This window comes from Bradyrhizobium sp. USDA 4538, assembly GCF_024171045.1.
In the GTDB taxonomy this organism is placed as follows: Bacteria; Pseudomonadota; Alphaproteobacteria; order Rhizobiales; family Xanthobacteraceae; genus Bradyrhizobium; species Bradyrhizobium australafricanum.
On record NZ_JALJZE010000001.1, the window covers coordinates 4916688 to 4933341 of the forward strand.

Below are 16654 nucleotides of genomic sequence, written 5' to 3' on the forward strand. Positions count from 1 at the left end.
TCACCCAAACTGGCTGACACGACGCCTTAACGACGCCTAGTGACACCTTTGGGGGGATGCATGGGGATCGCCGGTTCAAGGAGTTTTTCGTTTGCGTTGATATCATCCGTCGCCCTTGCGGCGCTGCTGCTGCCGGGCCGAAGTGAGGCCTACACGCCGGATCAGCAGCAGGCCTGTACGCCGGATGCGTTCCGGCTTTGCAGCCCCGAGATTCCCGACGTCGATCGCATCACGGCCTGCATGATCAGGAACAAGGCGCAGCTCTCGCCGGCCTGCCGCGTATTCTTCCGCGCAGGTCCCGAGGCGAGCGAGCGCGTGGAGCGGCGGCCTGCCAAGCGGAAGGTCTCCAAATCGCACAAGGCGAAGAAGCCGGCCCACTGACCTGGCTCTCATCGCGCGCAGGCGAGGGTCTCTGATCGGGCGCGTTATCGTCACGCGAACCGGTGTCCGCCTTCACCTCGCCCCGCGTGCGGGGAGAGGCGTAGGCCGCCCTTGGCGGCCGTTCTCAAGAACGCCGAAGCGGAGCTTCGGCTATGACGCATCGCCAGATGCGTTCCGGGTGAGGGGGAGTCTCCGCAAACGCAGCTATCGCCGGATACGCGGAGGCCGCCCCTCACCCCAACCCTCTCCCCGTAAGAACGGGGAGAGGGAGCACAGCGCCGTCGCGGTCAATCCAATCGCTTCGCGCGAAAATGCGCGATAGATCGTTTGGCCGCGATTTCAAGTCGGTCATGCGCGACAGACTGACGCCTTGTGACGCTGTCACGCAGCATCATCTGTGGGGCTTGTGTGGTTTGCCAAATCTGTTCCGCCTGTGGAACGGATGGAGTAGGACGAGTGAGCGAATACTACAAGCAAGAGATCGATCGGCACTTCGCCTGGTTCGAAGCCAAGCTGCCGGATAAGCCGGCGCGCTTCGTCGCGTGGCTGCGCAAGCCGTCGTCGCGCTACGTGCGGATTCCGCTCGCGATCCTCCTGATCATCGGCGGCATCTTCAGCTTCCTGCCGGTGCTCGGACTCTGGATGCTGCCGCTCGGACTCCTTTTGTTCGCGCAAGACGTTCCGTTCCTGCAGAAACCCACTGCGCAATTGCTCGGCTGGATCGAGCGCAAGTGGATCGAGCGCGAGCGCGCGAAGGCTGCCGGAAAACGCTAGGCACCGAGTCAAATCAAACGCTTAGCGCTTCCATTTGCGGTTGCGTTATAAGTTCGGTGTGACTCAAAAAGCAAAACGCACCGGTAATCTTGGCCACTTTGCGGATTGCAAGAAATTTTTTCTTTCGCGAATCAGCGTGCTGATTCATTTTCGCCTCCTGGGGTCAATCTGGAGGCCAACGTATGAACGTGATTGTTTTCGCTTCGCGTAAGGGGGGCTCGGGAAAAAGTACCCTGGCTGCTCACCTCGCCGCGCAAGTGCACAAGGCAACGAAGCCCTGTCTGCTGATCGACGCCGATCCGCAGGGCTCGCTGACTCTCTGGCACAAGCTGCGCGGCACCAACGAGCCGGCGATCAAGACGGCAGTGAACTCGGTCAGCGGGATCATTGCCCAGGCCAAGCGTGACGGCATCGAGTGGGTGTTCATCGACACGCCGCCGAACCTCTCGGCCGTGGTCGACGACTCCATCAAGAACGCCACGATGGTGATCATTCCGGCGCGGCCCGGCGTGTTCGACGTCAACGCCGTGCAGGAAACCATCCAGACCTGCCGCTCGATGCGCAAGCCCTATGCCGTCGTGATCAACGGCGCGCCCGCGCAGCGTGACGGCGCCGAAAGCCGCATCGTCGCGATCGCGCGCGAGGCGCTGGCGAAATTCCGCGCACCGGTGTGGAGCGGCCAGATCACCAACCGCGCCGATCTTCTGATGGCGCTCGGCCAGGGCGAAGGCGCCCGCGAATATTATGCCGAAGGCCGCGCTGCCGCCGAGATCAATCGGCTGTGGGCCGCAATCGAACGCTCGATCAGGGCGATCCGCGGCACGGCGTCGGCGTCCGGTACGATGCACAAGCAGGCGGCGTAACAACGCCGTTTTGGTTTGAAATGGAAAGAACGCGCGGCTCCCGCGCGTTTTTTGTCGTCGAGAATATTGGAGTCATTCCGGGGCATGCGAAGCATGAGCCCGGAATCTCGAGATTCCGGATTCGATGCTCACGCATCGCTCCGGAATGACGGAGGGGATGCCCTCACGCCACCATCAGCAAATAAAACACGATCACCGGCGCCAGGGTCAGGATCACCGACCAGATGCCGACAGCCCATAAAATATCCTCGGTCGTAAAGCCCGGCTCGGCACCCGGCCTCACGGCAACAAAATTCCTGGAATTCACGACGCCCCCGCGTTGGTCTTGGCAATGCGGAAGGCTGTACGCGAGTGGTTTTAAAATCCCGGTTGGAATTTCGCGGGCATTTGCGCGCGGGTGCTACTTCGGATTAACCACAGCCCCGCGGTCGGTCGCGTTCGGCCGGGTGCCGTTCGCTTCAGTGCATTGCTCCGTCCCGATCGCGGATCGCTCCGAGATGCTCGTTGATCCGGAATACGATCAGGATGAACTCGGCGGCGATGCGCGAGAACACGATGCCGACGAAGACGCTCGCGATCGACGCGAGCAGCTGGATGAATCCGACGAACGGGCTGATCGCCATCGCCGTGAGGCTCCACAGGATGCCGGAGATCCCGAACAGCACGATGACCGCGATCACCAGCCAGTAGAACGTCTTGATGATCGTGGGCGTGATGAAGCGGTCCCACTGAAACAGATCCTGGAAATCGAACATCATGGTTCTCCCGGCCAGCCGAAATATGATTCGCGTCTCGTTCATCCTACTGCGTGACCGCCGGCGTGATCACTTCATCCCGGGAGCCTGCGCCGCAGGCGTCCGTCGGGACGAGGCTTTCGCCGGGCCAATGGTTCGGGACGGCGCCAGGCGCCTCCGCGACCAGAGGGATCGATACCGCAGAAGCCCATTCGGTCTCGCCAAAGGCGAGCCCCGGACCGGGCGCCGGCAGTCCAGGGGCGAGCTATGCGAGTGGGCCGGTTGTGATTGCCGCAAATAACGGCCACAATCGGGCTTCCCTCCGGCATATCCTCACCCAATGACCACGCTGACCTTCGAAGACTTCAAGCCCGGCCGCTTCGGCACGTTCGGCCCGCGCCATGTTTCACGCGAGGAGATCCTCGCCTTTGCCGCCGAATTCGACCCGCAGCCGATGCATCTCGACGAGGAGGCGGCGAAGAAATCCATGCTCCGCGGCCTGTCGGGCTCGGGCTGGCATCTCGGCTCGCTGATGATGCGGATGCTGTTCGACGGCTTCATCGGCCGCACCGCCTCGCTCGGTTCGCCCGGGGTCAACGAGATGCGGTGGGTGGCGCCGCTGCGTCCGGGCGACGATTTGACGCTGGATGTCGACGTCGTCGAGGCGCGCGTCTCGAAGAGCCGGCCCGAGACCGGCATCGTCACTTTCAAGGGCACCATCCGCAACGCGCGCGGCGAGATGCTGTGCGAGATGGAGTCGCCGATCATCGTCAGCCGCCGCGACGGCGCGAGCGCATAGGAGAGGTCATGCGCTTTTTTGAAGATATCGAGATCGGCGCGCGGCGCGAGTTCGGCTCCTTCACCTTCACGCCCGAGGACATCAAGCGGTTCGCCGCGCAGTTCGATCCGCAGCGCTTCCATCTCGACGAGGAGGAGGGGCGCAACTCGCTGTTCGGCGGGCTCGCCGCATCGGGCTGGCATGTCGCCAGCGTCTGCATGAAGCTGCTCGTCGCCGACGGCAAGCGGCTCGCCGCGGAAGCCGCCGCGCGCGGCGAACAGGTCGCGGTCTGGGGGCCGTCGCCGGGCTTCCGCGAACTGCGCTGGATCCGCCCGGTGCTGGCAGGCGATACCATCAGCTTCACCAACCAGGTCGAGACCAAGCGCACGTCCGAAAAGCGGCCCGAATGGGGCATCCTTCAGGCCCGCAACACCGGCGTCAATCAGCGCAACGAGGTGGTGTTCTCGTTCCTCGCCACCGCTTTCGTGCCGCGGCGGAATCCCGGTTCCTGATGTTGCTCGCGCGCCTCTGATGTTGCCCGGACGCCATGGTTAGCGAATGACTTCTGCTGCCGACGCAGTTGTGCGTTGCGTGGAACTCAGTTTTTGCTAACGCATTCTGAACCTTTGTCCCTGCCTTATGGTTTGAGGGCACGGACATCTGGCAAGAATGACTGGGGATACCATGGCAGATCGCAGCGCGCTGAAACTCGTCGGCATTATCTTCGCGACGGTAACGGTTGTGGTGATGCTGGCCACCGGAATGGTCGTGAAGGGTTTTGCCGACGGCAATTATTCCTTCGAGACCACCGCGAGCATCGACCGCTGATTGACCGTCTGTAACTCCCGGCGCTCGAGGGAGCGCAGGTGGCGTGCATTTGCGCTTTTCAATGTGATCTGTCGGCAGGCTGCGTCACATTTCTTCCAAGCTTCAGTCTAACGATTCCAGATCAGCACCATCACGACGGTCGCGGCTGCCAGGATGCCGATGAACCGGATCATGATCGTGCCGATGCCCTGCTGCGGCTGGCGCAGCGGAATCGGATCGGCGGCGTTGTCCGGCCGGACGCTCTGCATGACTTCGTCTCCAAATGGATGCCCGGCAGCGCGCGGTCCGGACGCGAATTCCGGATTGGACGCGGGCTCGACATCCCAAGTTCAAATCGGCTTCTGCAAAAATTGACGTCCCGGAGTTTACACCGCGCTGAATAACGAATCGTTCTGCGCTGAATCAGGCCGCAAAGCGAAGCCGCCGCCCCCCGTTCAGGAGGCGGCGGCGGTCAGTTTGGGAACCTGAGCTGTATCAGCTGTTGCGCAGGCCGTCGGCGGCGCGCTTCCACTGCGAAACGTTGTCGGCGATCATGCGCGTCGACTTCATCGCGGCCTGGCTGAGCTGGGCATAGCCGGAAATCTCGCGCTGGACGCGCTGGCCCTCGGCATGCAGCAGGTCACGCAGGCTCTCGAGCTCGCCGATCAGCTTCTCGATCTCGGCGAGCGAGGTGCCGGCGACGCGCTGGATCAGCGAGTTGACGTTGCTGACGGTGGCATCGGTGTTGGTGTCGGTCGGCGCGGTCTCCGGGCTCGCCACCGGCCGGCGCAGATAGGCGATATCGTTGCGCACGAAGTCGCGGATCCCGGCTTCGACTTCCGAGACGGCGGCGAGGTTGGTGTCGACCTCGGACGTCGTTTCGACTTCGGCTTCCTCGGTACGGTTGGTGGCGTTCATCGGCTTTCCCCTTGTTCGCAATGGCGAAGCGCGGCTTGTCCCCCGCACGACGAATTGATGAAGTTACGGACCTATCAGTGCCGCCGAATTTGACCGCATCTGGGCCAAGTTGCGGCAATGCCTGATCATTTAGCGCGATAGAGCTAACAGACCGTTCACCATGAGCGCTTGTAGCCGGCGCTGATGCTCTTGTTGGTGGTGCCTTGGGAGGTCTCGCCGACCGAGCCGGAGACGGTGACGCCGTCGAACAGCTTCTGCTCGGCGCCGATCCGGCGCAGCCATCGGTCGTCGGAGGTCGACAGCGTCTGGCCTGCCGTGATGCTGGTGCCGGTGTCGTTAACCGACAGGCTCGCCGACTGGTCGGTGTCGTAGCTGCGCGAGGGGTGGCTGATGATGCCGGGCACCGGGACCACGCCCTGCTGGATGAGGTTGTAGCCGTTCTGCAGCGTCAGCGAATATTGCTCCGACAGCGGCACCGACTTGCTCAAGGAGGTGCCGACCTTGCTCTGGTCGGCGGCGGGATCGACCCGCGCCTCGACCGAGGTCTTGTCCCAGATCGAGGCCACCCCGCCGGTAGAGATCGCGGCCCAGGCCGAGCCGCCGGACTGCGGCAGGCTGCCGCCATTGGCGAGCCGCTCCGACAATTGCTCCGACGTCGTCATGGTGCCTTGCCTCGCGACCGTCATGTCGGCGCCGATGCGGGTGTCGAGGAATGGCGAGATCGACTGCTTGACCGACACCGCCGACGAGCCGTTGGCGTTGTTGTTGGTCGACCAGGATGGATCCTTGCCAGCGACGCTGGCGGGCCTCGCCGCACGCTTCGGCGCCAGCGTGGGCAGGCTGGTGGAATCGGTGTCGAGCTGGCTCCAGTCGAGCTTGCTCTCGTCGATGTCCTTCAGAATGTCGGCGTCATTGGCATTGGCCGCCGGCGGCTCCTCGTCGGCCGCAGCCTCGGCGTTATCAGCTGCGGTATCCTGGGCGGCGGGAGCGATCTGCCATGGCGGGGTTTGCGCGGCGGCCGGCAGCGCCATCGCCAGGCTGAAGCCGGCTGCCAGCACCTGCAGCCTTGCCCAGCCAAATCGTAATGTGAAAGTCATTCCCAGCCCGCAAATTCCAGAGCCGCAGCATGCATTGCCGTGCCGCAAAATTGTGGCATCGGCGCTCTGAAAGCAAGTGATCAACGCGTGATCGTCATGTCCGGGACAAACGCGCCGCGCGTTCGCGCGGCGCGTCCCGAGCGCGGCCGTTCGGGGCTGGCAAAACAGGCCGCCGCTGCCGGGGCGCCTGAACGCGAAGACGCGCTTCGCGCTTTAGCGCCCCGGACATGATGAAGGCGTGAAATCGAAAAGCCGTCAGACCGCGATGCGCGGCAGATGGATCGGGTAGCCGACGGTCTGCTCGACGAGGTCGAAACTGTCGACCAGCACGCGGAAGCTCGTCAGCTTGCCGGCCCTGAACTGCGCGAAATGCGCGATCCGGAGCGAGATCGGCTTGTTGGAGTCGAGTGCCGTCAGCGAATAGCGCAGCATCGAGGCTGCGGAATCCACGCCGAGCATGATCTGTTCCCGGTCGAAGCGGTGAACCCTGAGGTTCTCGCCGATCTGCCGGATCACCTCGAGTACCGCGGCCTTGCCGCGGCGCGCGCCGAAAAAGGAAAACAGGTCGATCGGCCCATAGATGGACCATTCGACCTCGTCGTCGAGCAGCGGCTCGATATCTGCAAGCTGGCGTTCGTTGATCGCGCGATGCAATGCGCGCGAAAAACGCCAGAGACTATGCTCTGTCATTTTGGCCGTGTCCTGAAACTGGATTTTCAAACGCAAACGGATGGCAGGGGGTCAGCGCCGACGCCTTGCCAGGTTGCTGCACATCGCTATTGCGGCCTGAAATAGTGCCGAACGGCAAAAACGCAAATGACTTTTTTGCAATGCACAATTGCGCGGAATTTTACCGGAATGTGACCGCCGACCTCTGGATTCCGGTTCTGACGCGTTTTCTTGAGGCGAACCGGCATCCACCCCGCACCACGTGCGGGGCAGGCCCCGCGCGAAAACGCTCCGGTCGCCGCAATTCAGCGGTCGCGCTGCCGCACCGGTTGCCGCTCGATCACGATCTCGGCGTCGCGGATCGCCACCACCGCGAACAGCAGCGCGCCGCCGATGCCGCCGATCGCGGCGCCGAGCGGCATGAAGGTGAAAAACACCAGCGTTCCGCTGTCGATACCAGAGGTTCTGGCCAATCCGATCCAGCTAAGCCCGGCTCCGATGCCGAAGGCGGCGCCGCCAAGGGCGCCCAGCGCCAGGCCAAGCACAGCGAGCAATGCGACTTTCATGGTGATTTCAGCCCCGACCGCAACAAGCCCGGTAATAGGTCAGCGCCGGGCCGTCGAGGTTCAACGCCGGCGTTGCGAATTTGCCTGCACGATGTCGTCGTGCCCGGTCAGCGCCGCCGCGACGTCGCGCTCCAGCACCTGCTGGACGAGGTCGAAGGTGTCGATGATCTCGCGGATCTCGGTGATCTTGCCGTCGCGTAGCGTGTAGAACACCGCCACATCGAACTGCACCACGCGGGCGTTGTTGCGCTTGCGGAAGAACACGCGCAGCTGCGCGGCGACCCTGTCGCCCTGGGTCACCACGATCGGCGCCTCGTAGCGCATGTCCGAATAGCGCTCGTGGATCGTGGTCCACATCTGGCGCAGCGCGGCCTTGCCGCGGTGCTGGCCCATATGCGGAAGAATGTCGATCGGGGCGTTGGCGAGAAAGGCGACGTCGTCGCTGCAGCGATCGAGCGCGCCCTCGATGCCGCCGGCATAGTAGACGTCGAGGAAGTTCAAGACGCGCTGCCGGTTCAAATCCTCGCCCATGATCGACTCCGCCGGTCCGACTCGCTCTGGCCCGGCATTGTGAACCGGAGCATTCCACAATCAAACAACATATGTTTGACGCGCGAGACGCGATTAGGTTCGGCAACCAGCGCGTGCATTGTGGCGCAAAATGCATGCGGCGCGCCGGTTCGCGCAATGCGACGACGGGCGGCTGTCGCGGTGCAGGCGGCGGTTTATTCCGCGCCTGCGCCGCTTAAATCTTCGCGCCCGCGGCCTTGCCGCGGCGCCGCCGGCCCGTATGCTTCGCGGCGGAAGGCGGCCGAACAGAGCCGCCCCGATGGGGAGAGACCAATGAAGCGCATCACCCACTTCGCCGCGATCCTGTCGCTGCTGGCATGCCCGGCGATCCCGCCCGCCTTCGCACACACGCCGCAGCAGCCTGCCCACCAGCTCTACAACGAAGGCGACCTGAAGCTCGAGAGCGGCGAGGCGATCAAGGATTTCTCGATCTCCTACGTCACCCACGGCACGCTGAACGCGAAGAAGTCGAACGCCATCCTGATGGTGACCGCGATCTCGGGCAATCATCACCGGCTCGATTTCATGATCGGCCCCGGCAAGGCGCTCGACCCCGACAAGTATTTCATCGTCTGCACCGATGCGATCGGCAACGGGCTGACCACGTCGCCGAGCAATTCGAAGGCGCAGCCGCGGATGCAGTTCCCGAAATTCGCGATCCGCGACATGGTGGAATCGCAGTATCGGCTGATGAAGGAGAAGCTCGGTATCGACCATGTCGTCGCCGTGGTCGGCCCCTCGATGGGCGGCATGCAGGCGCTGCAATGGGGCGTCAGCCATCCGGACTTCATGGACGCGCTGGTTGCGATGGTGCCGCTTGCGAAGACGCCGGCCTGGTCGGTCGCGGTGATGGAGGCCTCGCGCAAGGCGATCATGAACGATCCGGCGTGGAAGGACGGCAATTACGAGGCGCCGCCGGAGAAGGGCCTCAAGCTGTTCCGCGATATCGTCGCGCTGCTCGCGGCGCGCACGCCCGACATGTATGCGGCGCAGTTCAAGTCCGGCCCCGACGTGCTGCCCTGGATGGCCGAGCAGGAGACCGCGCTGTGGAAGCTGTTCGACGCCAACGACTGGATCTACCAGAGCTGGGCCTATGACCGGCACGATGTCGGCACCACGGCCGGGTTCGGCGGCGACACCGCGAAGGCGCTGGCTTCGATCAAGGCGAAGACGCTGATCCTCACCGGCACCAAGGACCTGCTCAACCCCGAATTCGAGCCGAACCAGATGGGCCAGAACATCGGAGGCGTGACCATCAAGACGATCAGCCCGGGCACCGTTACCGGCCACGCTTCGGCCGGCGGCTTCTTCCCGGCGGATGTCGAGTTTCTCAACCGCGAAACCGGGGTGTTCCTCGACGGCGTGACCGACGGCGGCAAGAAACTGGAGTGATCGGCTGAACCGGCCGCGCCTCGCAGACGTGGAGGCATGCGGCGGGCAGCTGTCCGCGAGTTAATGAAACCTCCGCCCGCGCCCCCGGTTGGTTCGGCGTGGGCGACGCATCCGCGATCAGGAGTTCCGTATGAGAAACACCATGCCGCTTGCCGTCGCCGCCCTGGTTGTCTCCAAATAAATCATGCGAGCGCGCACCGCGCGATGGTGAGCCGGCGTCGACACCGGCCACGAGGCCTTGAGCTCCTCCGGGGCCGGCCGGTGAAATCGCGCCGGCTCGCTGTCGCGGTGCGTTCGACAACAGCTAATCCGACGGCGCCGCGTTGCCGGCGGCGGGGTCGATGGTGAACCGCTTCGTCTTCCCGGAACCGGCCGTGCCGCTGCGCCGTTGATGCGGCAGCATTGCATTGGAGCCGTATCATGAAATCGATTGTCCTCGCGTCCGTCATTGCCGTCAGCGGGTTTGCCTTGGCGTCGCCTGCCGACGCCAAGGGTTGCATCAAGGGTGCGATCGTCGGCGGCGTCGCCGGTCATTATGCGGGCCATCACGGCATGCTCGGCGCCGCCGCCGGTTGCCTCTACGGCCGCCATCACGCCAAACAGCAGCGCCAGCAGCAGCCGCAGTCACAGCCCGCGCAGCAGGAGAAACTGTAGGGTCGGTTGTGACGCCACGTTCCGGGAGCGTGAAGCCACGCTCCAGAAACTTGAAGCACATTCCGGGAACGCCGTCCGCACCGGCCGCGTTGTCTCCATGCGTAACGGAGACGATGATGACGAAACCAAAGACAAAGACCATCCAGCCCGTTCCCGACGACAACAAGAGCCACAAGGGCCCCGGCAGCACCCCCAGCGTTCCCATCGACACCACCAAGGGCCATCGCGACGACGAGAAGCACAACATCCGCGAGCAGGCCGCGCACGGCAATCTGACCCAGAACACCAGCAACAAGCGATCGGGGTAGGGCGCGCGGGCGCGAGGCGGCGCCACATCCTCAGGCGTCGTCCTGGCGAAAGCCAGGACCCATTACCCCAAATGCGAATTGTTGCGCGACACTGGGGCCGCGGCCCTGCCGACAACCAAAGCCGGTGGTAATGGGTCCTGGCTTTCGCCAGGACGACTTCCGAATATGTGGTTCGGCCGGTGAGTCATACCTCCGCATTCTCGCGACATGATCTGCCCGAGCTTTGCGCTTCCCTTGCGCGCCGTTGCCGATCGGCCTTATCTGCGAGCATGCAGATCAAGGACGAACGCCCCGAAGACGCCGCCGCGATCAGCCGCATCACGGCGGCCGCATTCGCAACAGCGCCGCACAGCAGCGGCACCGAAGCCCGCATCGTCGAGGCGCTGCGCCAGGCTGACGCGCTGACGATTTCTCTGGTCGCTGTATCCGACGACGGCAGCATCTTCGGCCACGTCGCGTTCTCGCCGGTCCGGATCGAAGGTGTAGTAGGACGTTGGTATGGGCTTGGCCCGGTCTCGGTCGCACCCGACCTGCAACGGCAGGGCACCGGCGGCGCGCTGATCCGCGCGGGACTTGCTCGCCTCGCGGCGATGAATGCTGACGGCTGCGTCCTGCTCGGCGATCCCGCCTATTACAGCCGCTTCGGCTTTGTCAGCGATCCCGCGCTGACCTATGGCGGCGAGCCCAGCCCGTACTTTCAGCGGCTGGTGCTGAAGGGCGATCCGCCGAAGGGGGATGTGAAGTACCATGCGGCGTTCGATGTGACGTGATCAGGTACCGCCTCAAGACGACGTGGCTTACGGCAGAGTCATTTCCTCGATCCGCGCCGGCACCGCGCCAAAATCGCTGAACCGGGCCCAGTTCGGCCGTATCCGCACATAGCCGATGTTCGGCCATGTCTCGCGCTCCGGCCCGTCGGGCCACGCCGCGAAATACACCTGCTTGCAGGCGATGAGCTCCGCGCCGCTCGGGAAGTCCGCGACGCCCTCGACCTGCGCGGTCTGCTCGGCGTCCCAGCCGATCACCAGCGCCGCGCGCGGATCGGCGCGGAGGTTCTGGTATTTGCGCGAGGTGGTCAGCGTGTCGAAGATGATCTCAAGATCGTCGCTGACCGCGATCCCGACGACCGCCGCCTGGGGCGCGCCATTGTGAACCGTGCTGACCACCGCGAGCCGATGCATCCGCAGGAAGGCGAACAGCTCGGCGCGCGTCATGATCTACCTTTTCTTCCACCCGCCCCGCTTGCCCGGCGCGCCGCCGCTCGACCGCGGCGACGGGCCGAACTCCGGCCCCGACTGCCGCGAGTCGGTCGGCTGGATGATGCGGCTCGTGGTGCCGAACGGCTTTGCGGGCAGCGCGCCGCTGGGGCGGAAGGGCAGCGATTCCGGGCCGTGCATCTCGTCGAGATCGGGCTTGTGGATGCGTGAGCCGGACTTGCCGCCGCGGCTCGCCTTGAGCGAGGTCTGCGCCGACTTGTTCTTCAATGCGCTGACCGGCAGGTTGGCGGCATCGCCGTATTTTCTTGTGCCGGCATAGGCGCCGGCCTGCTTCTGCACGTTGCGCTGCTTGGCGGTGGGGTCGTCGACCACGGCCATCTCGGTGGCGCGCAGTCGCTTGACCTCGTCGCGCAGCCGCGCGGCCTCCTCGAAGTTCAGATCGGCCGCGGCCTCGCGCATCCGCGTTTCGAGATCGCTCAGCACGGCCTCGAAATTATGCCCGATACTGATGACGTCGTCGGCCATGCCGCCGTCGCCGATCTCGACCAGCACGTGGTCACGCTCATAGACGGAGTTGAGGATGTCGCCGATCGACTTCTTCACGCTCTCCGGCGTGATGCCGTTGGCCTCGTTGTACTCGACCTGCTTCTCGCGGCGCCGCGTGGTCTCGGCCATCGCGCGCTCCATCGAGCCGGTCATGCTGTCGGCATAGAGGATCACCTTGCCGTCGACGTTGCGCGCGGCGCGGCCGATGGTCTGGATCAGCGAGGTCTCGCTGCGCAGAAAGCCTTCCTTGTCGGCATCGAGGATCGCGACCAGCGCGCATTCGGGAATGTCGAGGCCCTCGCGCAAGAGGTTGATGCCGACCAGCGCGTCGAACGCACCGAGCCTGAGATCGCGGATGATCTCGATGCGCTCGATCGTGTCGATATCCGAGTGCATGTAACGGACGCGGATGCCTTGCTCATGCAGATATTCGGTGAGGTCCTCCGCCATGCGCTTGGTGAGCACCGTGATCAGCGAGCGATAGCCGGCCGCCGCGGTCGCGCGCACCTCGCCGACGAGATCGTCGACCTGGGTGCGGGCAGGGCGGATGTCGACGGGCGGATCGATCAGCCCGGTCGGACGGATCACCTGCTCGACGAACACGCCACCGGATTCGTTGAGCTCCCAGCCGCTCGGCGTCGCTGACACCGCCACCGTCTGCGGTCGCATCATGTCCCACTCCTCGAAGCGGAGCGGGCGGTTGTCCATGCAGGAGGGCAGGCGGAAGCCGTATTCGGCGAGCGTCGCCTTGCGGCGGAAGTCGCCGCGGAACATGGCGCCGATCTGCGGCACGGTGACGTGGCTTTCGTCGGCGAAGATCAGGGCGTTGTCCGGCACGTATTCGAACAGCGTCGGCGGCGGCTCGCCGGGGCGGCGCCCGGTGAGATAGCGCGAATAGTTCTCGATGCCGGCGCAGCTTCCGGTCGCCTCCATCATCTCGAGATCGAAGGTGGTGCGCTGCTCGAGTCGCTGTGCCTCCAAGAGGCGGCCCTGGTCGTTGAGCTGGTCGAGGCGCTGCTTCAGCTCCGATTTGATCGACTTGATCGCCTGCACCAGCGTCGGGCGCGGCGTCACATAGTGCGAGTTGGCGTACATCTTGATGAATTCGAGCTCGTCCTGCTTGTGGCCGGTGAGCGGATCGAACTCCTCGATGGTTTCGATGGTGTCGCCGAACAGGTTCACCCGCCAGGCGCGGTCCTCATAGTGCGCCGGGAAGATGTCGATGACGTCGCCGCGGACGCGGAAGGTGCCGCGGGTGAACTCGGCCTGGGTGCGCTTGTATTGCAGCGCGACCAGGTCGGCGATCAATTGCCGCTGGTCGATGCGCTCGCCCTTCTTCAAGGCGAAGGTCATCGCGGTGTAGGTCTCGACCGAGCCGATACCGTAGATGCAGGACACCGAGGCGACGATGATGACGTCGTCGCGCTCGAGCAGCGCGCGCGTCGCCGAGTGACGCATGCGGTCGATCTGTTCGTTGATCGAGGAATCCTTCTCGATATAGGTGTCGGTGCGCGGGACGTAGGCTTCCGGCTGGTAGTAGTCGTAATAGCTGACGAAATACTCGACGGCGTTGTCGGGGAAGAAGTTCTTGAACTCGCCATAGAGCTGGGCGGCCAGCGTCTTGTTCGGCGCCAGGATCAGCGCCGGGCGCTGCGTCGCCTCGATCACCTTGGCCATGGTGTAGGTCTTGCCCGAGCCGGTGACGCCGAGCAGCACCTGGGTGCGGTCGTTGCGGTCGATGCCCTCGACCAGCTCGGCGATCGCGGTCGGCTGGTCGCCCTTCGGCTGGTAGTCGGACTTGATCTCGAAGCGCACGCCGCCTTCGGATTTCTCCGGGCGCGGCGGGCGGTGCGGGGTCCACACCCGCATCGAGCCGTCGTCCTTGCGGAATTCCGGGCGGCCGTCGCGGATCAGGTTCTCCAGCGCGTCGGCAGTCGCCTTGACGCCGAGCGCCTCCATCTTGCTGCGCGGCGGCCGTGCCAAGGCCTCCTCGTCATCCTCGGCGGTCGGCAGGCCGAGCTGCCGCGCCAGTTCCGGATCGAGGGTCGGGATGGTGGCCGAGGTGCCGTAATTGGCCTGCGGGGCCTCGCCGAGGCCCGAGGTATCGCGCCTGGCGACGTCCTCGCTGGTCTCGCGCGTCGACGCCCGCGCGCGATGCGCGGCGGCCTCGCCGCCGGCGCGACGGTCCCAGGAATTGTCCGGCGGCGGCTGCAGGCCGGTGCCCGAACCCATGCCGGCATCGCCGCGGTTGATCGCGGGATTGAGCAATTCGGCAAGCGCGGGCCCGATCGGGAGGACCTCGGGCCGGTGTGCTTTGGATTTGGGGGTTTTGCCGGGCTTTTTCGGAGTGTTCGGTGTCTTCGCCATGCCCCGAATATGGGACGAGTCCGGCAGCGAGAAAAGGGTAAACGACGGCTAGATAGCTGCACGGGCGAGGCTGCTGACAGCAGGGTGTCAGCAGGGGGCGCCGTCGCGGAGTTCAGGCCCGCGGCAGGTCGACGATGTCGAGATGGATCCCGCCGCAGCCGTCGCAGCGCATGGTCCAGTATTCGGCGGCGCGGCCGGGGATCACGCGCAGCAGCGAAAGCGATGCGGCGCATTCCGGGCAGCTGGTGCGGACCTGCGCCGGCCAGGCCGGATTCGGCTCGCATTGCGGGACGGCAACCACGACGTTGCCGGTCACGCCGACGCTTCGGCCGCCGGCATTGTCATGCCATAGCGTTGCGGGAACCGGTCGATAGCCCGCTTCGCGTCGGCGATCGCCGCATCCGGATCGGACCACGCAAAGCCGATGTCGAGCGTCGGAAACAGCATGCCATCGATGACGACCGGCCTTTGATCGACCCGTTGAACCCTGGCGTGCCATTGCCCCTTCCCCACTTCGAACGACTTGATCTCAAAACCGCTGTAAATCATGTGCGACCTCGAAACGCCCTTCTCATAGGAAGCACGAGCGCGCTGCGCCAAATGTGAAGCAGTTCACAACTCGCCGGGTTTATTTCCGCGCAGCAAAGGAACCCGGAGCCTTGAGCGCGTGGAGATGGTCGAATAGCGGCTGCGACGGCGGTGCGCTCCCTCTCCCGCTTGCGGCAGGGGTGTCCGGGGAAATTCAGGCATAGCGGAGCTCCATCTGGTCAGGTGAGATGGTTGATTTCCGACGGCTGGGGTTGATGGGCGGAGGTTTGTCGATGGCAGCGAGGGATCGACGCGTGAGCAGGAGCTGGCCGACGAGTTCGGCGAACCTGAGCGGGAGCATTTTGATGCAGTTGGTGTGAGCGGCGATGCGCAGCAGCAGGTAGGCAATCATCGCAGCGAGCACCTGAAGGCGGATCGCGTTGTCGTTGGCGCCGAGGAACTTGCGAATATCGAGATGCTGCTTGATCCAGCGGAACAGCAGCTCGATTTGCCATCGGCTCTTGTAGAGGGCGGCGATCTCGACGGCGCTACGGACAAGGTCGTTGGTCAGGAGTGTGATCTTGCCGCCTTTCTCGCGTCTGATCTTGATGCGGCGGAGCGGGATTGGAAGGCGCGAATCGCCCTTGCTGGTGAGCTTCACCTCGTCATCGGCAAGGATTTCGAAGCCATCCCCGTTACGCTTGCGGATGGCGCGATGCCTGAGCGAGCGAAGACGGATGCTCGTCTTCGCCCGGGTAACGAAGAAAGCCTTGCTATCATTGATCTTCTGCCACCAGTCGAAACGGCAATAGCCCTTGTCAAACACATAGGTGGTGGCGGGCTGGATTGGGGTCTGTCGGCCGATCTCGATGTCATTGACGTTCGCGGCCGTCATCTCGACGCAGGTCGGGACATCGCTCCTTGGGTCGTAGACGACATGCAGCTTCATGCCGCGGATGCGGCCGTTCCACGTCGCCCAACTGCAGACCTTGCCGAGCGGGATCGGACTGGCGTCGATCAGACGCACCATCTCCATGCCTTCACTCCGCAGCTGGCGACGCGCCATCGCCGACAGCGCCGCAAAGGTTTGCGCGAAAATGCCGATCGGACGGCGGGCATTGGCATCGGACAACGTCGAGCGCGACAGCTTGCCGGTTCCCAAGTGATAGTGATGCTGCGAATTGGCGTTGAAGCCAGTCACCACCCCGCGCAGACTGCTGTTGCCGCTAAGCTGGGCATAGATCAGCGCCACCAGATGATCCCAGCTCCTGAACGACTTGTCGTAGGCATCCCCGTCCAGACGATCCACAACCGTCTGAAACTGCCGTCGATTGATCGGTTCAAGCAGCCTTCCAAAAATGCTACCGCGATATCGCATGCTCGGCCCTCTGTGTCTCGACAACCAGAAAAGACCGATTTGCCTCGGTCCTGCCGAGCATGCACCGCGACACAGTGAATCATTCCCCGGACACCCCTGCGCTTGCG

General features: G+C 64.2%; 24 protein-coding genes. 10 read left to right on the forward strand and 14 right to left on the reverse strand.

The window, feature by feature from the left end; translation table 11 throughout:
* Nucleotides 1-96: 96 nt before the first annotated feature.
* Together J2R78_RS22170 and J2R78_RS22175 are read left to right on the forward strand one after the other, a co-directional pair.
* A complete protein-coding gene (locus J2R78_RS22170; protein ID WP_309145011.1) occupies nucleotides 97-381 on the forward strand; it encodes a hypothetical protein in 285 nt (94 codons plus the stop codon).
* 456 nt (nucleotides 382-837) lie between these two features.
* On the forward strand, nucleotides 838-1155 hold the full coding sequence (locus tag J2R78_RS22175; RefSeq protein WP_253606853.1) for a hypothetical protein: 318 nt from the start codon (nucleotides 838-840) through the stop codon (nucleotides 1153-1155).
* A 13-nt stretch (nucleotides 1156-1168) separates the two neighbouring features.
* On the opposite strand, the gene J2R78_RS44785 is transcribed toward J2R78_RS22175, so the two are convergent.
* The gene (locus J2R78_RS44785) at nucleotides 1169-1303 is read right to left on the reverse strand and encodes a hypothetical protein (protein ID WP_256558639.1); all 135 of its coding nucleotides are present in this window, start codon (nucleotides 1301-1303) and stop codon (nucleotides 1169-1171) included.
* Nucleotides 1304-1337: 34 nt separating this feature from the next.
* On the opposite strand from J2R78_RS44785, the gene J2R78_RS22180 reads away from it, so the two are divergent.
* Entirely contained in the window at nucleotides 1338-2018 is a 681-nt protein-coding gene (locus J2R78_RS22180) for a ParA family protein (RefSeq protein WP_253606854.1), read from the forward strand.
* Nucleotides 2019-2181: 163 nt separating this feature from the next.
* Here the strand turns inward: J2R78_RS22180 and J2R78_RS22185 are convergent, their stop codons facing one another.
* Nucleotides 2182-2325, reverse strand: coding sequence for a hypothetical protein (locus tag J2R78_RS22185; protein ID WP_225648038.1), 144 nt, complete (start codon nucleotides 2323-2325; stop codon nucleotides 2182-2184).
* A gap of 151 nt (nucleotides 2326-2476) precedes the next feature.
* The gene (locus J2R78_RS22190; protein WP_028340592.1) at nucleotides 2477-2773 is read right to left on the reverse strand and encodes a DUF4282 domain-containing protein; all 297 of its coding nucleotides are present in this window, start codon (nucleotides 2771-2773) and stop codon (nucleotides 2477-2479) included.
* A gap of 319 nt (nucleotides 2774-3092) precedes the next feature.
* Between J2R78_RS22190 and J2R78_RS22195 the strand changes: the two genes are divergently transcribed.
* The 3 genes from J2R78_RS22195 (at nucleotide 3093) to J2R78_RS22205 (ending at nucleotide 4358) form a co-directional block, all read left to right on the forward strand.
* Nucleotides 3093-3551 (forward strand): MaoC family dehydratase, encoded by a 459-nt coding sequence (locus J2R78_RS22195; protein ID WP_057019033.1) that lies wholly within the window; start codon nucleotides 3093-3095, stop codon nucleotides 3549-3551.
* A gap of 8 nt (nucleotides 3552-3559) precedes the next feature.
* A complete protein-coding gene (locus tag J2R78_RS22200; protein ID WP_253606855.1) occupies nucleotides 3560-4042 on the forward strand; it encodes a MaoC family dehydratase in 483 nt (160 codons plus the stop codon).
* 172 nt (nucleotides 4043-4214) lie between these two features.
* Entirely contained in the window at nucleotides 4215-4358 is a 144-nt protein-coding gene (locus J2R78_RS22205) for a hypothetical protein (RefSeq protein WP_016841369.1), read from the forward strand.
* A gap of 107 nt (nucleotides 4359-4465) precedes the next feature.
* On the opposite strand, the gene J2R78_RS22210 is transcribed toward J2R78_RS22205, so the two are convergent.
* From J2R78_RS22210 to J2R78_RS22235, 6 genes are all read right to left on the reverse strand, one after another.
* Nucleotides 4466-4606: a hypothetical protein gene (locus J2R78_RS22210; RefSeq protein WP_167350365.1), complete on the reverse strand. Its 141-nt coding sequence runs from the start codon at nucleotides 4604-4606 to the stop codon at nucleotides 4466-4468.
* Between the two features lie 226 nt (nucleotides 4607-4832).
* Nucleotides 4833-5255 carry a hypothetical protein gene (locus tag J2R78_RS22215; protein WP_016841371.1) on the reverse strand — a complete coding sequence of 141 codons (423 nt, stop codon included), beginning with the start codon at nucleotides 5253-5255 and terminating at the stop codon, nucleotides 4833-4835.
* A 155-nt stretch (nucleotides 5256-5410) separates the two neighbouring features.
* Nucleotides 5411-6352: a hypothetical protein gene (locus J2R78_RS22220; RefSeq protein WP_253606856.1), complete on the reverse strand. Its 942-nt coding sequence runs from the start codon at nucleotides 6350-6352 to the stop codon at nucleotides 5411-5413.
* A 255-nt stretch (nucleotides 6353-6607) separates the two neighbouring features.
* Entirely contained in the window at nucleotides 6608-7042 is a 435-nt protein-coding gene (locus tag J2R78_RS22225; protein ID WP_026193357.1) for a nuclear transport factor 2 family protein, read from the reverse strand.
* Between the two features lie 284 nt (nucleotides 7043-7326).
* Nucleotides 7327-7587 carry a hypothetical protein gene (locus J2R78_RS22230; RefSeq protein WP_137479000.1) on the reverse strand — a complete coding sequence of 87 codons (261 nt, stop codon included), beginning with the start codon at nucleotides 7585-7587 and terminating at the stop codon, nucleotides 7327-7329.
* A 60-nt stretch (nucleotides 7588-7647) separates the two neighbouring features.
* Complete coding sequence (locus J2R78_RS22235; protein ID WP_057019035.1) at nucleotides 7648-8118, reverse strand: nuclear transport factor 2 family protein; 471 nt, start codon at nucleotides 8116-8118, stop codon at nucleotides 7648-7650.
* 312 nt (nucleotides 8119-8430) lie between these two features.
* On the opposite strand from J2R78_RS22235, the gene J2R78_RS22240 reads away from it, so the two are divergent.
* The 4 genes from J2R78_RS22240 (at nucleotide 8431) to J2R78_RS22255 (ending at nucleotide 11281) form a co-directional block, all read left to right on the forward strand.
* Nucleotides 8431-9549 (forward strand): alpha/beta fold hydrolase, encoded by a 1119-nt coding sequence (locus J2R78_RS22240; RefSeq protein ID WP_253606857.1) that lies wholly within the window; start codon nucleotides 8431-8433, stop codon nucleotides 9547-9549.
* Between the two features lie 420 nt (nucleotides 9550-9969).
* Entirely contained in the window at nucleotides 9970-10203 is a 234-nt protein-coding gene (locus tag J2R78_RS22245; RefSeq protein WP_057019037.1) for a hypothetical protein, read from the forward strand.
* Nucleotides 10204-10319: 116 nt separating this feature from the next.
* Nucleotides 10320-10511 carry a hypothetical protein gene (locus J2R78_RS22250; protein ID WP_172646835.1) on the forward strand — a complete coding sequence of 64 codons (192 nt, stop codon included), beginning with the start codon at nucleotides 10320-10322 and terminating at the stop codon, nucleotides 10509-10511.
* A gap of 269 nt (nucleotides 10512-10780) precedes the next feature.
* Nucleotides 10781-11281: a GNAT family N-acetyltransferase gene (locus tag J2R78_RS22255; RefSeq protein ID WP_141343020.1), complete on the forward strand. Its 501-nt coding sequence runs from the start codon at nucleotides 10781-10783 to the stop codon at nucleotides 11279-11281.
* A gap of 27 nt (nucleotides 11282-11308) precedes the next feature.
* On the opposite strand, the gene J2R78_RS22260 is transcribed toward J2R78_RS22255, so the two are convergent.
* From J2R78_RS22260 to J2R78_RS22280, 5 genes are all read right to left on the reverse strand, one after another.
* Nucleotides 11309-11725, reverse strand: coding sequence for a pyridoxamine 5'-phosphate oxidase family protein (locus J2R78_RS22260; protein ID WP_253606858.1), 417 nt, complete (start codon nucleotides 11723-11725; stop codon nucleotides 11309-11311).
* 3 nt (nucleotides 11726-11728) lie between these two features.
* Nucleotides 11729-14641, reverse strand: coding sequence for an excinuclease ABC subunit UvrB (uvrB, locus tag J2R78_RS22265; protein WP_253606859.1), 2913 nt, complete (start codon nucleotides 14639-14641; stop codon nucleotides 11729-11731).
* 112 nt (nucleotides 14642-14753) lie between these two features.
* A complete protein-coding gene (locus J2R78_RS22270; RefSeq protein WP_375167050.1) occupies nucleotides 14754-14957 on the reverse strand; it encodes a hypothetical protein in 204 nt (67 codons plus the stop codon).
* Nucleotides 14954-15241 carry a hypothetical protein gene (locus J2R78_RS22275; protein WP_253606860.1) on the reverse strand — a complete coding sequence of 96 codons (288 nt, stop codon included), beginning with the start codon at nucleotides 15239-15241 and terminating at the stop codon, nucleotides 14954-14956. Before J2R78_RS22275 ends, J2R78_RS22270 begins: the two co-directional genes overlap by 4 nt.
* Before the next feature lie 142 nt (nucleotides 15242-15383).
* Nucleotides 15384-16547 carry an IS4 family transposase gene (locus J2R78_RS22280; protein WP_253605569.1) on the reverse strand — a complete coding sequence of 388 codons (1164 nt, stop codon included), beginning with the start codon at nucleotides 16545-16547 and terminating at the stop codon, nucleotides 15384-15386.
* Nucleotides 16548-16654 lie beyond the last annotated feature (107 nt).